The 12,957-nt window shown below is 44.2% G+C and carries 13 protein-coding genes; 12 read left to right on the top strand and 1 reads right to left on the bottom strand.

Translation table 11 applies throughout. The features are described from left to right. The first annotated feature begins 8 nt into the window (after positions 1-8). The 10 genes from pseI (at position 9) to LG198_RS04335 (ending at position 9,785) form a co-directional block, all read left to right on the top strand. Complete coding sequence (gene pseI, locus LG198_RS04380; RefSeq protein WP_230341935.1) at positions 9-1,058, top strand: pseudaminic acid synthase; 1,050 nt, start codon at positions 9-11, stop codon at positions 1,056-1,058. Between the two features lie 49 nt (positions 1,059-1,107). Further along, positions 1,108-2,025 carry a class I SAM-dependent methyltransferase gene (locus LG198_RS04375; RefSeq protein ID WP_230341934.1) on the top strand — a complete coding sequence of 306 codons (918 nt, stop codon included), beginning with the start codon at positions 1,108-1,110 and terminating at the stop codon, positions 2,023-2,025. A gap of 208 nt (positions 2,026-2,233) precedes the next feature. After that, positions 2,234-3,238 (top strand): hypothetical protein, encoded by a 1,005-nt coding sequence (locus tag LG198_RS04370; RefSeq protein ID WP_230341933.1) that lies wholly within the window; start codon positions 2,234-2,236, stop codon positions 3,236-3,238. A 99-nt stretch (positions 3,239-3,337) separates the two neighbouring features. Further along, the gene (locus LG198_RS04365; RefSeq protein ID WP_230341932.1) at positions 3,338-4,054 is read left to right on the top strand and encodes a glycosyltransferase family 2 protein; all 717 of its coding nucleotides are present in this window, start codon (positions 3,338-3,340) and stop codon (positions 4,052-4,054) included. A 10-nt stretch (positions 4,055-4,064) separates the two neighbouring features. Next, positions 4,065-4,823: a glycosyltransferase family 2 protein gene (locus LG198_RS04360; protein WP_230341931.1), complete on the top strand. Its 759-nt coding sequence runs from the start codon at positions 4,065-4,067 to the stop codon at positions 4,821-4,823. Between the two features lie 3 nt (positions 4,824-4,826). Then, the gene (locus LG198_RS04355; protein ID WP_230341930.1) at positions 4,827-5,756 is read left to right on the top strand and encodes an NAD-dependent epimerase/dehydratase family protein; all 930 of its coding nucleotides are present in this window, start codon (positions 4,827-4,829) and stop codon (positions 5,754-5,756) included. A gap of 2 nt (positions 5,757-5,758) precedes the next feature. Continuing rightward, a complete protein-coding gene (locus LG198_RS04350) occupies positions 5,759-6,310 on the top strand; it encodes a sugar transferase (RefSeq protein ID WP_230341929.1) in 552 nt (183 codons plus the stop codon). 107 nt (positions 6,311-6,417) lie between these two features. Further along, a complete protein-coding gene (locus tag LG198_RS04345; protein ID WP_230341928.1) occupies positions 6,418-8,331 on the top strand; it encodes a polysaccharide biosynthesis protein in 1,914 nt (637 codons plus the stop codon). An 18-nt stretch (positions 8,332-8,349) separates the two neighbouring features. After that, a complete protein-coding gene (galU, locus tag LG198_RS04340) occupies positions 8,350-9,225 on the top strand; it encodes a UTP--glucose-1-phosphate uridylyltransferase GalU (protein ID WP_230341927.1) in 876 nt (291 codons plus the stop codon). Between the two features lie 8 nt (positions 9,226-9,233). Next, a complete protein-coding gene (locus LG198_RS04335) occupies positions 9,234-9,785 on the top strand; it encodes a hypoxanthine-guanine phosphoribosyltransferase (protein ID WP_230341926.1) in 552 nt (183 codons plus the stop codon). Positions 9,786-9,790: 5 nt separating this feature from the next. Here the strand turns inward: LG198_RS04335 and LG198_RS04330 are convergent, their stop codons facing one another. Then, entirely contained in the window at positions 9,791-10,180 is a 390-nt protein-coding gene (locus LG198_RS04330) for a response regulator transcription factor (protein WP_230341925.1), read from the bottom strand. Between the two features lie 175 nt (positions 10,181-10,355). On the opposite strand from LG198_RS04330, the gene LG198_RS04325 reads away from it, so the two are divergent. Continuing rightward, complete coding sequence (locus tag LG198_RS04325) at positions 10,356-10,994, top strand: response regulator (RefSeq protein ID WP_230341924.1); 639 nt, start codon at positions 10,356-10,358, stop codon at positions 10,992-10,994. Then, the gene (locus LG198_RS04320; RefSeq protein WP_230341923.1) at positions 10,981-12,879 is read left to right on the top strand and encodes an ATP-binding protein; all 1,899 of its coding nucleotides are present in this window, start codon (positions 10,981-10,983) and stop codon (positions 12,877-12,879) included. Before LG198_RS04325 ends, LG198_RS04320 begins: the two co-directional genes overlap by 14 nt. The last annotated feature ends 78 nt before the right edge of the window (positions 12,880-12,957 follow it).

Genomic DNA, 12,957 nt, shown 5'->3' with positions numbered 1-12,957 from the left:
GATTTATTATGAAAATTAAAGATATCGATATTGGATTGGGCTTTCAGCCTTTCGTCATTGCGGAAATGTCTGGCAATCACAATCACTCTCTTGAACGAGCGCTGGACATTGTTGAGGCAGCTGCCAAGTCAGGCGCTCACGCCCTGAAAATCCAGACGTATACTCCAGATACTATGACGCTAGACTTGAACGAACGGGAGTTTCATATTAGCGATCCAAGCAATCTTTGGTCAGGAACATCCTTGTATCAGTTATATGGTGAGGCATATACGCCTTGGGAGTGGCATAAGCCAATTTTCGATCGGGCTGCAGAGCTTGGCATGATTGCTTTTAGTACACCATTTGATGATACAGCGGTTGATTTTCTTGAGTCATTAAATGTCCCTTGTTACAAAATTGCATCTTTCGAAAATACAGATTTGCCATTGATCCGTCGGGTTGCTGCTACTGGCAAGCCGTTGATTATTTCCACTGGTATGGCAACAGTTGCAGAACTGGATGAAACGGTGAGAGCGGCCAGGAGCGCTGGCTGTAAAGATTTAACTCTGCTGAAATGTACTAGTACTTATCCAGCAACCCCTGAAAATACCAATATTTCTACTATTCCTCATATGAGAGAAATGTTTAACTGTGAAGTAGGATTATCCGATCACACAATGGGCATCGGCGTTTCAATTGCGAGTGTCGCTTTGGGTGCAACTGTCATTGAAAAGCACTTTACTCTGAATCGTGCAGATGGTGGAGTAGACAGCACTTTTTCGATGGAACCAGCTGAAATGAAGCAACTTGTCATTGAGACGGAGCGTGCATGGTTAGCATTAGGTAAGGTTAGTTATGGGCCGACAGAGGTCGAAAAAAAATCGCTGCAGTATAGGCGAACGCTATATATCGTAAAAGATCTGAAATTGGGAGAGGTACTTACAAGTGAAAATGTCAAGGCAATAAGACCGGGGCTAGGGTTGTCTTCCAAGTATATGGATATTGTATTGGGCATGAAGGTTACAAGTAACATTAAAAAAGGAACGCCCGTTGAGTGGAGTATTCTGAAGAACAATTAGTTGAGGGGTATTTGAGATTTTCATAAGGGATTTGTGAATGCGGTTATCTATGAATAACGAGTTAATTTCAACAGCTAACTTTCGCGAGTTAATTCAAGGTATGAGAAATGCATTTTCTCGTGGTGAAAATGTAATGGAGTACGCTAGGAAGTTTACTGGTGCGGATATCAACATGGAGATTGCTACTCTTATTGCCTACGACTTACAAGCTGGGTCTTATATAAAAGGAACGTTGGCTAATCCTGATGATAAAGATATTTGGTGCGCACAGCTTGCAGAATTATTAACACCTCTTGTCGATAGCAAAACTAGTTTAATGGAAGTGGGGTGTGGGGAAGCTACAACTATCGCAGGTGTTTTGGGACATTTAAAAAGTAAACCTATATGTACTTTGGGTTTTGATATTAGTTGGTCTCGTTGCCATATGGGCAACGGTTGGTTATCTCAAAAGGGCCAGTCGGCAACGCTATTTGTCGCTGATATATTTAATATACCTCTAGAAGATAACAGTGTGGATGTGGTTTATACATCTCATTCAATAGAGCCGAATGGAGGTCGTGAACAAGAGGCTATCACAGAGCTATGGAGGGTTGCGCGAAAAGCGGTTGTTTTGGTTGAGCCTGTTTTTGAGCTTGCTTCAGAGGAGGCCAAGCAACGCATGATCAAGCATGGATATGTGAGAAACTTAAAACTTGCTGCAGAGCGTTTACCTTCTCCAATAACTGAGTACCGGCTATTAGATTATTCATCAAATCGACTAAATCCTAGTGGTGTGATTGTTCTGGATAAACAAGGATTAAGTGAATCTGGCGAGATAAAATGGCGATGTCCGATAACTTTTAATAAGCTAAGTAATGAGCAAGATGTTTTTGTTGCTCAAGAGTCGGGTTTCGTTTACCCCGTGCTTAGAGGCATACCTTTGTTACGTACAGACCATGCGGTAGTTGCTTCAAGGTTAATGGATTAGGTTATGAGTGAATGCGCAAAGTATTTAAAAGGTTTGTTTTTGAGGATGTTGACTTATATTGATATAACTAAAAAGCGGTAGTATAAATAAGATTTTATGGATTATTTTTTTGTAGGGACTTTGGAAATATTCGGGGTTAAGAACAAGTAATTATATTGAGTTGGCATTGAATAAATTGGTATGGATGAGTAACTTGGATTATCAAGGAATGAGTGATCGACAGCTGGAAATGGCATGTCGAAGTGATGGAATATACTATTTTAACTGGACTGCAGAGGTTTATAGTTTTGGAAAATGCTATAGGGAAATGGCTGACTACCCTAAATTTCTTCCTCTGTTTTTTTACTCTGATCATGGAGTTGGATTGCAGTCTAATCTTTATCCTCATGAGCTAAATAATAAAACTAGTTTGCATTTCACATGGCATCCATTAAAGGCAGAAAAGTATAATAATCATAAGCAACGCAAGATATTACAGATAGTTCATCCGTGGATTCTGTATAGAAGAAAAAAAGAATACAGGAGGTCGGAATGTACTAAAGGAACTTTGGTCTTTTTTGCTCATCATGTTCCAGGTGTCGAGCCAAGTGGTCACGATGATGACGAATACTTGTATAGGTTAAAACAGTTGCCAGAAAAATTTCATCCAATTGTATTGTGTATGCATATGCACGATATTAATGCTGGCTATCATAAAAAGATAAGACATTGGGGTTTGCCTATTGTAACGGTGGGTAATGTTTATGATGACTCTTTTATTGACCGATTTTATCAGTTGGTTAGTCAATTCTCTTATGGAACATCGATGGAGTGGGGATCACAAGCAGCATATATGGCAGAGCTGGGAGTGCCCTATTTCTTTCTTGGTAAGCCACCAACTTTTATTAATTTAAATCACAAAGAATTCCCCAAAGGTGAAATAAACAGATTTCAGGATGATATTCACAAATCTTATGTGAGAAAAGCGAATGATCTTTTCTCTCATAAATTGGATTATGTTTCTGAAGATCAGCTATTGTTTATCAACGAAATTCTTGGGTTAAATTCACCATTTACAGAGAAAGATATATCAAATTTTATTTGGAAAGCTTTCTTTAATAGTTGGCAGCAGTGGCATCATATTTTTTTTCGAATAATTTTTATGTTGTTATCTGCGGTTGGATTGATTAAATTAGTTAAAAAAGCTTATCATAAAATTTCTAATTTTCTATAGAAGCAATATTGCACGTATTATTAAAAAAAAACGCAGCTTGTCCAAAGTATTAATTTAGATTACTTCTTAACTTTTTCAAAAATTATGATTTCTGTCTGTTTGGCTACATTTAATGGGAGTTGTTTTGTTGAAGCGCAATTGCGATCAATACTGCCCCAGCTAAATGATGATGATGAAATCCTTATTTCCGATGATGGTTCGGTTGATAACACCTTGGATATTATTACATCTATTCAGGATGAGCGTATCAAGATCGTAAACCATAATGGAAATTTGGGAGTTGTGAAAAATTTTGAGTGCGCGCTATCTCACGCATCTGGTGAGTATATTTTTTTGTGTGATCAAGACGATATTTGGTTGCCTAACAAAGTAGATAGATGTTTGCAGGTGTTGGCTGACCATTTGCTCGTGGTTAGTGATTGCAGGGTTGTTGATAAAAACTTGAATGAATTACATCCTTCATTTTTTGGATTGAGAAAGTCTAGTGAAGGGGTTGTAAAAAATTTATATAAGAACAGCTATTTAGGTTGCTGTATGGCGTTTCGGAAAGAGTTGCTGGCTTATGCTTTGCCTGTCCCTGAGCATGTGCCTATGCATGATATGTGGCTGGGATTATTGGCTAACTGTGTTGGAAAAGTTAAATTCCTTCCTGAAGCGCTGATGCTCTATCGACGGCATGATAAAAATGCTTCACCTACTGCACAAAAAAGCAATTTTTCTGTGTATCAGCAACTTATATATCGAATTAGGCTCTCTTTCTTGTTGATCAAGAGGCTGGTTTTATTACATAGCCAACGCAAATTAATTAAATCATAAGACTAGTCCATTGAAAATTTCAATTGTTACAGTTTGTTATAACAGTGCCGCGACAATTTCCGATACGATTGCCTCAGTAAAGTCGCAACAATATCGTGATCGTGAGCATATCATTATTGATGGTGCTTCTACTGATGGCACACTGGAGCTTGTTAAGAGTGCTACCAGTGTTTCTCAATATATTTCGGAGCCTGATCAAGGTATCTATGATGCAATGAATAAGGGGTTGCGAAGGGTTACAGGAGATGTGGTTGGTTTTCTCAATGCAGACGATTTTTATGCGGATGAGACGGTGTTGGGCCAAGTCGCTGAGGTGTTCAAGGATCCGACAGTTCAAGCTTGTTATGCTGATCTTTTATATATAGACCAAGATGATACTTCGCGCGTGGTGAGATATTGGAAGTCTAGAAGTTTTGAACCCGGTCTTTTTAAGCGAGGCTGGATGCCAGCACATCCAACTTTTTTTGTAAGAAAATCAATATATGAAAAATTTGGCTTTTTTGATACTAATTATAAAATTGCTGCTGATTTTGAATTAATGATGCGTTTTTTAGAAATTAATCGGATAAAGGTAGCTTATCTACCAAAAATCTTTGTAAGGATGCGTATTGGTGGAGAGACAAATCGCAGTTTCATCAATATTATTAATCAAAATAAAGAAATAGTTAGAATTCTCAAAAAATATAGTTTTAAGATGTCAGTAATTGAGCTATTGGCGCGTAAGGTAGTAACCAGAGGAGTCCAGTTTTTAGCTCGAGGATTGGTTTGAGTTATGACTAAGCTACTTGTCACTGGTGTTGGAGGTTTTATAGGGGGGGCTGTCTATCGCTCTTTTTTAGGCCAAGGATGTGAGGTTGTGGGCGTATCATCTCGACCATCTGGCAATATATTGCAAACTCCCTTATTGAATGAGAGTTCTGATTGGCGGTGTGTGTTGGATGGGGTTGATGTAGTAATTCATGCGGCTGCTAGAGCACATGTATTTAAACAAGTAGAGCTTGGTTTAAGTGAGGATTTGTATCAGGTAAATACCCATGCTGTAATCAATATTGCTAGGCAAGCAGCAAATATGGGGGTGCGTCGGTTTTTATTTGTCAGTACTGTTGGTGTTCATGGATATTACACCGAGCAAGGAGTACATTTTTCTGAAAGTAGTCCTATCGTTCCACATAATGACTATGCTCGAACCAAAGCTGAGGCTGAAAAGCAACTAATGGAGTTGGCCAGTCAAACCGGAATTGAAGTTGTCATTATTCGTCCTCCGCTAGTATATGGGGCTGGAGCGAAAGGTAATTTTGCCCAATTGATGAAATGGGTAAGAGCAGGATTACCTTTACCCTTGGGGGCAATTGATAATCTACGGTCATTCGTGGCATTGGATAATTTAATTAGTCTTATCATAAAGTGTATAGATCATCCAGCCGCCTCAAATGAGGTTTTTCTGGTAAGTGATGGTGAGGATTTGTCTACTTCTGATTTGTTGCGGCGCTTGGCCAAGGCTGCAGGGGTTTCTCCTCGATTGATTCCGATTCCTGCAAGTTTATTAAGCATTGCGCTAATTATGCTAGGAAGAAAGATGGATGCTCATCGTCTTTTGGGTTCCTTGCAAGTTGATATTTCCAAGACGCGTGAATTATTGGGGTGGGCTCCTCCGGTTTCTGTGGATGAGGGTCTTAGACGCTGTTTTTCTGTCAAGGGCTGAATGTGATTCGATTGTTCGATATTGTTTTTTCGTTATTCGGATTAATTCTGGGTTTTCCATTACTGCTGTTTATTTATATAGCCGGTTTATTCGATACGGGTTCGCCGCTATTTCGTCAAGTAAGGGTCGGGCGCTATCGGCAGCCATTTACTTTGGTGAAGTTTCGCACGATGAAGGTAGAGACGGCTTCTGTGGCTAGTCATCTGGCCTCTGCTGCTTCTATTACGTGGCTTGGCCGTTTTTTACGCAGGACGAAGTTGGATGAGTTGCCCCAGCTCTGGAATGTCTTGAAAGGGGAGATGAGCCTGGTGGGACCACGTCCCAATCTATTCAATCAGGATGAATTGATTGCGGAGCGTGAGTTGCTTGGTGTTTACAATGCGCGCCCAGGTATTACCGGGATGGCGCAGGTGAGTGATATTGATATGTCGACGCCCAAGCTTCTTGCTGAGACTGATGCCTTGATGCTGCGCGAATTGACGTTGTTGCTTTATTTTAAGCTCCTTATCCAGACAGTGCTAGGCAAGGGTAGTGGGGACCGGGTCGCGCGTTGAGTTCATTGGGTATAGGTGTTTGTGCTAACAGGTATTTACTCATTGATAGCTCGTCATCTTCGCATTGTTTTTAGTAGAATGTATTTATTTCATTTTAGGCTGGGTGCGTGCTGAACTACTTTCCTAAATTCAACTGGTCAAACTATATCAGTTTGAGAAATCCACGCTCTATCAGTGCCTGGGTGCACGACATCGTGGTGGCTGTCCTCGCGTGGTGGGTAGCTTTTCTTTTGCGCTTCAATTTTGATATTCCCGCCAGTTTTACGCAGAGCATGCTGGAAAGTGCAGTCTGGGTAATCCCTCTGCAGGCCGTCGTGTTTTTGCTGGCCGGCCTTTATCGCGGAGTTTGGCGCTTTGCCAGTTTGCCGGATTTGCAGCGTCTTTTGCGCGCGATTGGCATCAGTGCAGTGTTGGTGGTCACTGTTTTGTTCATGGTTCCCTATCATGGTGTTGTGCCACGCTCAGTATTGATCATGGATCCTATGCTGCTCTTGTTGTTGATGGGCGGTAGCCGTTTTGCTTACCGGGCCTGGAAAGAGCATCGCTTGTATGGTGCCGCTCAGTTTTCCGGCAAGCCTGTGTTGGTGCTTGGTGCCGGGGAAGCGGCGATTGCCTTATTGAAGGATTTGTCCAAGAGTCATGAATGGCATGTGGTGGGGTTGCTGGATGACAAAAAAACAATGCAAGGGCGCGAGTTGCTGGGAGTTAATGTACTGGGGGCGATTGAGCAGTTGCCGCAAATCGCCGCAGCTTTGTCTGTTTCGCATGTGATTGTGGCGATGCCAGCAGCCCGGCATCAACGCCGTAGGCAAATAGTGGAGTTGGCGAGCAGCCGTGGTTTGAAAGTGCTGACTGTGCCTTCATTCGATGACCTGATGAGTGGTCGTTTGAGTGTGGCGCAGCTCAGACCAGTAGAAGTAGAAGATTTACTTGGGCGTGAGCCGGTATCCCTAGATGATAATGGCTTGCAACATTTGATTGAAGGGCAAGCTGTATTGGTGAGCGGGGCAGGAGGGTCGATTGGTTCCGAACTATGTCGCCAGGTGCTCAAATATCACCCTTTATGTTTGGTTTGCCTGGATCAGTCTGAGTTTTCTCTTTACCGCTTGGAACAGGAAATCAGCAGGCTTGATATTGCTACGCCGGTGGAATATATCGTTGGGGATGTGAGAAATAGGCGGCGTATGCAGCAATTGCTCGGACGATATGCGCCTAGTGTCGTGTTTCATGCAGCTGCTTATAAACATGTGCCGATGATGGAAAACCGCAATGTGGCGGAATCATTGTCAAATAATGTCAATGGTACTTACACGCTGGCCCAGGCGTGTAAAACTGCAGGCGTTGCCAAGTTTGTTCTGATCTCGACCGATAAGGCGGTAAATCCGACTAACGTGATGGGAGCTAGCAAGCGTTTGGCCGAGATGGTGTGCCAGGGCCTGCAAGAGGAATCTGGCACGCGCTTTGTTGTGGTGCGTTTTGGTAATGTGCTGGGTAGTAGTGGCAGTGTAATTCCGAAATTCCGCGAACAGATCGCACAGGGTGGGCCGATTACGGTGACACACCCAGATATCACACGGTATTTCATGTCCATTCCTGAGGCTTGTCAGCTAGTCATGCAGGCTGGCATGATGGGCAGCGGTGGAGAGATATTCGTGCTTGATATGGGAGACCCTGTTAAGATTGTGGATTTGGCGCGTGATATGATCCGCTTATCCGGGCTTAATGAAGCTGACATTGAGATTGTGTATTCTGGGTTACGCCCGGGTGAAAAGCTGTATGAGGAACTTTTGGCTGACGATGAACTCACTTTACCGACGCCTCATGATAAGTTGCGCATTGCCGTGGCGCGAAGTGCGGATGAGGCTTGGGTATCGGCCTTGTTAAAGTGGATAGACCGGGCATTGTTTATAGATGAGGCGGTCGTCAAGCAAGAGCTGAAGATGTGGGTGGAGGAGTATGCCGGGGATATTCATGCGAATCCATCTACAACGTTCCCCCCCGAGTCTTCAACAATACATTAGAAGAAAGAGTTTTAAGAGATGACAAAAAAAATTACCAAGGCAGTATTCCCCGTTGCTGGTTTGGGCACGCGTTTTTTGCCTGCCACCAAGGCTAGCCCTAAGGAGATGTTGCCGATTGTAGACAAACCTTTGATTCAATATGCGGCAGAAGAGGCAGTAGCTGCCGGTGCGACTGAGTTGATTTTCATCATTGGGCGTAACAAGCGTTCCATTCCTGATCATTTTGACAAGTCCTTCGAGCTTGAGGCAACGCTTGAGGCCAGCAAGAAGTTTGAGGTGCTGGACCAAATCCAGAATATCCTGCCAAAGAATGTTTCCTGCATCTATATTCGTCAGGCAGAGGCCCTTGGCTTGGGGCATGCAGTCTTGCTTGCCAAATCTGTGGTTGGCAATGAGCCTTTTTCTGTCATCCTGGCTGATGACCTGATTGATGCTGACAAGCCTGCCATGCAGCAGATGACTGAGTTGTTCGAGCAGCAAGGTGCCTCGATCCTGGGTGTGGAAGATGTTGAGCCCAGCGAAACTGCAAGTTATGGCATTGTTGATGCGACTGAAGTGGCTGGGCCTGATATCTTGCAACTGAATGGCATCGTGGAAAAACCCCAACCGGAAGAAGCTCCTTCCAGCCTGGCTGTAGTTGGTCGCTATATCCTGACGCCTGAAATTTTTGAATGTCTGGAAAACGTCAAGCCTGGCAAAGGCGGAGAAATCCAACTGACAGATGGGATTGCCGCTTTGCTGGATAAACAAAAAGTGCTCGCGTATCGCTTTGATGGCAAACGTTACGACTGCGGCAGCAAGCTGGGCTATGTTAAGGCCAATGTGGAGTACTCATTGAAACATGAGGAAATTGGTGCGGAGTTTGCGCAATATTTGCGCGATTTGACGAAATAAGTGTAGCAGTGTCACAGCAACAACCCGATCCTGAGGTTATTCTCAAGCAAGCCAGCCTGATTCACGACGAAACAAGCGTGAGCCAGGCTGTCTCCAGGGTTGCAGGTGAGATCACCCAGGCCCTGGAGGGGGAAATGCCATTGGTGCTATGCGTGATGGGCGGCGGGGTTGTTTTTACCGGCCAACTATTGCCACAACTGGCATTTCCGTTGGAGTTTGGCTACGTTCAGGCCAGCCGTTATCACAACCGTACGCGTGGCGATGAGCAGTTGGTTTGGAAAGTAAAACCAGGCGAGGAGGTGCGTGATCGCACCATACTTGTTCTTGATGATATTCTGGATGAGGGCGTAACACTTGCTGAAATCAAGGCACAGTGTCTGGCTTTGGGCGCAAAACGTGTCGTGATTGCAGTGTTGGTTGAAAAAGACCTGGGGCGCATCAAACCGATCAGAGCTGACTTTGTTGGTTTGTTAGTGCCAGATCAGTATGTGTTTGGCTGTGGCATGGATGCTTATGGCTGGTGGCGTAACCTACCAGCCATTTATGCGATGCAGAATTAAATCTGCTAGCATTTTCGTTGAGAATCTCCCCCGAATAATAGTGACTCGACAATTTCTGCCAGCCTGATCGGGCTGAATGGCTTGACTAGATAATCGTCACAACCAGAGCGATAGCCGTTGAGCAAGTCCTGTTCTTGAGCACGGGCAGTCAGAAAAATAATCTTTGTGTTTTTGAAGTCTTCCTCCCCCTTGAGTTTGTCACATATCTGGTAGCCATTCATGATGCCAGGCATCATGATATCCATCAAAATCAAGTCTGGCTTGAGTTGTTCTGCCAGAGCCAACCCACTGTCTCCGTTGTTTGCCTCATAAATGGAATATTGATCGTCACCCAAGCTGATGTGGATCAGTTTACGCACATCCTCTTGGTCTTCAATGATGAGTACTTTGTACAATTCGTGCTCCCCGGGAATTAGTTTTTTGCATGAGACTATTATGATTAGTGCTATTTATCATTTTTATCATTTAAGTTTAATATGTCAACTTCCGCTGTAGGCGTTATCATCTATCTGATTGATTTTTATTTGTAACTCAGGATAATGTGAATATATTCATTCCAATAATGGCATCATGGTTAATCAAGATATAGGGAAGGAAGAGTTCGTATCCACAAGGGACGCCTCCAAAGTGCTGGGTGTTTCTTTACGTACTGTGCAACTGTGGGTTGAGTCTGGTGTCCTGAAGGCATGGAAGACTGCCGGGGGTCACCGTCGCATTGCACGCTCTTCCATAGACCATATCCTCAGCCAACGACGCGAGGCTATTAGCACGGAACTTGATGTAAAGCAGAAAGCATTTCACATCCTGTTGGTAGAAGATGATAGTGCATTGCGCAATTTATTTACCTATTTCTTTTCCAGTTGGAAATATCCCGTACGCATTGATGTAGCAACGGATGGATTTGAAGGGCTGATCAGCCTTGGGCGCGAGGTGCCGGATCTTTTGATCACAGATTTGAATATGCCGGGCATGAGCGGTTTCGAGATGTTGCGGCACCTGAAGAATTCTAATCAGTTCAGCCAGTTGAATATTATTGCTTTGACTGCATTGAATGATGATTATATCCAGGATAAGGGCGGGTTGCCTGATGGCGTCTTGTTGTTCCGAAAACCTGTGGTATTAAGCCAACTGGAACCACTCATTGAAGCGATGATCGCCAATGCGGCAAGGAAATGGCAATATCTGACTCAAACTCATGCGCCAATTTAGACCTGCTCTGAAAGACCCAATCTCGACGCCAGACGCCCTGGCAATTTTTCCTTTTCGTATTATTGTTGATAAACAGCTCACCATCTATGACGCCGGTACTAGTCTGCAAGCATTGGATTCCAATTTACTGCGTGACCGAAGTATTAGCGAGCTCTTCGATATTCTCGCGCCAATAGAAGCTTTTTGCATGACCTCCTTGCTTGCAATGCGCGGGCAAGTTTGCCTCCTAAGGCATAAATCCAGTGGATTATTGTTTGGCGGCAAGGTGGCATTGCATCAGGAGAACTACATAGCGTTTCTGCTTTTACCTTGGGTTGCAGATACGGCAGATGTGGGCAATCTTGCCGTGGCCCCTAAATTGTCTAAGCATGCCAGGTATAACATGGTGGGTTCGTCAGTGGCCAGCATGCGCAAATTGAGTGTGCAGAAGAAGCAATTGTTCCAGGCGCATGCCTTGCTCTCAGCCAGAGAGTCAGAATCCAGAACGCTCAGCCATATTGTCTCCATGACTGATAATTCAGTCGTAATTGCCAACGCGCTCGGATATGTTGAATGGGTGAATGATGCCTATGTACGGCGCTCAGGGTATTTGGCAGAGGAGATCATAGGGCGCCATCTTGGGGATTTGCTGGATGCCGACGAAGAAACCGCCAATCAGGTTAAACTGCAACTGGAAACCAAACAAAGTTATCAGACTGAGTTATTACGTACATCAAAGGATGGCAAGCCTTACTGGGTAGATCTGGATATTGAGCCGTTATTTGATGCGAACGGGCAAGTGTTTAACTACATTGCCGTTGCTCGCGATATTACGGAAAGAAAAACCGCCCAGGAGATATCCAGCCGTTTACATGGCATCATGCAAAGTACCTTTGAGCTGAGCCCTGATGGTTTTGTGACTTTTAACCAGGCCGGTATTCTCAGTTCATTCAATCCTGCTTTTCTTAATATGACCGGGTTGCAACCAGAACAATTGCATGCCATTCGGCAGGGTGAGTTCGTAAGAATATTAAAGTCCCTCTGTCAGGATTATGATTCTGCTGCTACGCAGCATTTGGCAGATGCAATCGTGATGCGCATTACCAAACCCAAACTGACGGTGATCAAACATTCTGTACGGGAAGCCCATGATTCCGAACATCGATTCGTAGGCACTATTCATTATTTCCGCGACATTACACAGGAGTCAGAGCTGCACCGCATGAAAGGCGAGTTTTTGTCTATGGCGGCGCATGAGCTGAGAACGCCGATGTCCAGCATTCATGGTTTTACCGAACTGCTCTTGAAGCGTGACTTTACGCCCGAGCAGCAAAAAGACATGCTGGCAACCGTGCATCGGCAATCCGTTCGCTTAACCAAGCTGATCAATGACTTGCTCGACCTCGCCAAGATTGAGGCGAGAAAAGGCATGAGCTTCGACATCAAACCGTACCGCTTGACCGATATTGTCGACACGGCACTCAAGGAATTCCTGGTAAGTGGGGAAGGGCGGGCCATCAGCTTTAATTTCAATAACCATGCGCTCAAGGTATCTGCTGATTTCGATAAATTAATCCAGGCACTGGTGAACGTATTGTCCAACGCCCATAAATACTCTGATCCCGGTACCGAGATCCGCCTACATATTAAAGAGCAGCAGCGATATCATCATAATTATGTCGGGATTGCTATTGAAGATCATGGTATCGGCATGAGCAAGGAGCATATGGGGCACTTGTTTGAACGCTTTTATCGCGCAGATACTTCAGGCAGTATCCCGGGCACCGGACTGGGGCTTTGCCTCGTCAAGGAAATCATGGAAATCCACGGCGGTTGGATTGATGTTTCCTCTGTTTATGGCGAAGGGAGTGTGGTGACACTCTGGTTAAAAAAACTCAAAGATTAGTAGTACGTTAAATTTCTCTCCTGTATTTCTGAACACGCTGTAGCGCAATCCTTATCACTTCCAAAGTCAGGCCCCCTG

Source organism: Methylobacillus arboreus (assembly GCF_020532725.1).
Lineage (GTDB): Bacteria > Pseudomonadota > Gammaproteobacteria > Burkholderiales > Methylophilaceae > Methylobacillus > Methylobacillus arboreus.
This window is presented reverse-complemented; position numbering and strand designations above follow the sequence as displayed.

Coding starts and splice junctions, on each gene's coding strand:
- pseI (WP_230341935.1), top strand. CDS start 9: ATGAAAATTAAAGATATCGATATTGGATTGGGCTTTCAGCCTTTCGTC.
- LG198_RS04375 (WP_230341934.1), top strand. CDS start 1,108: ATGAATAACGAGTTAATTTCAACAGCTAACTTTCGCGAGTTAATTCAA.
- LG198_RS04370 (WP_230341933.1), top strand. CDS start 2,234: ATGAGTGATCGACAGCTGGAAATGGCATGTCGAAGTGATGGAATATAC.
- LG198_RS04355 (WP_230341930.1), top strand. CDS start 4,827: ATGACTAAGCTACTTGTCACTGGTGTTGGAGGTTTTATAGGGGGGGCT.
- galU (WP_230341927.1), top strand. CDS start 8,350: ATGACAAAAAAAATTACCAAGGCAGTATTCCCCGTTGCTGGTTTGGGC.
- LG198_RS04325 (WP_230341924.1), top strand. CDS start 10,356: ATGGTTAATCAAGATATAGGGAAGGAAGAGTTCGTATCCACAAGGGAC.
- LG198_RS04320 (WP_230341923.1), top strand. CDS start 10,981: ATGCGCCAATTTAGACCTGCTCTGAAAGACCCAATCTCGACGCCAGAC.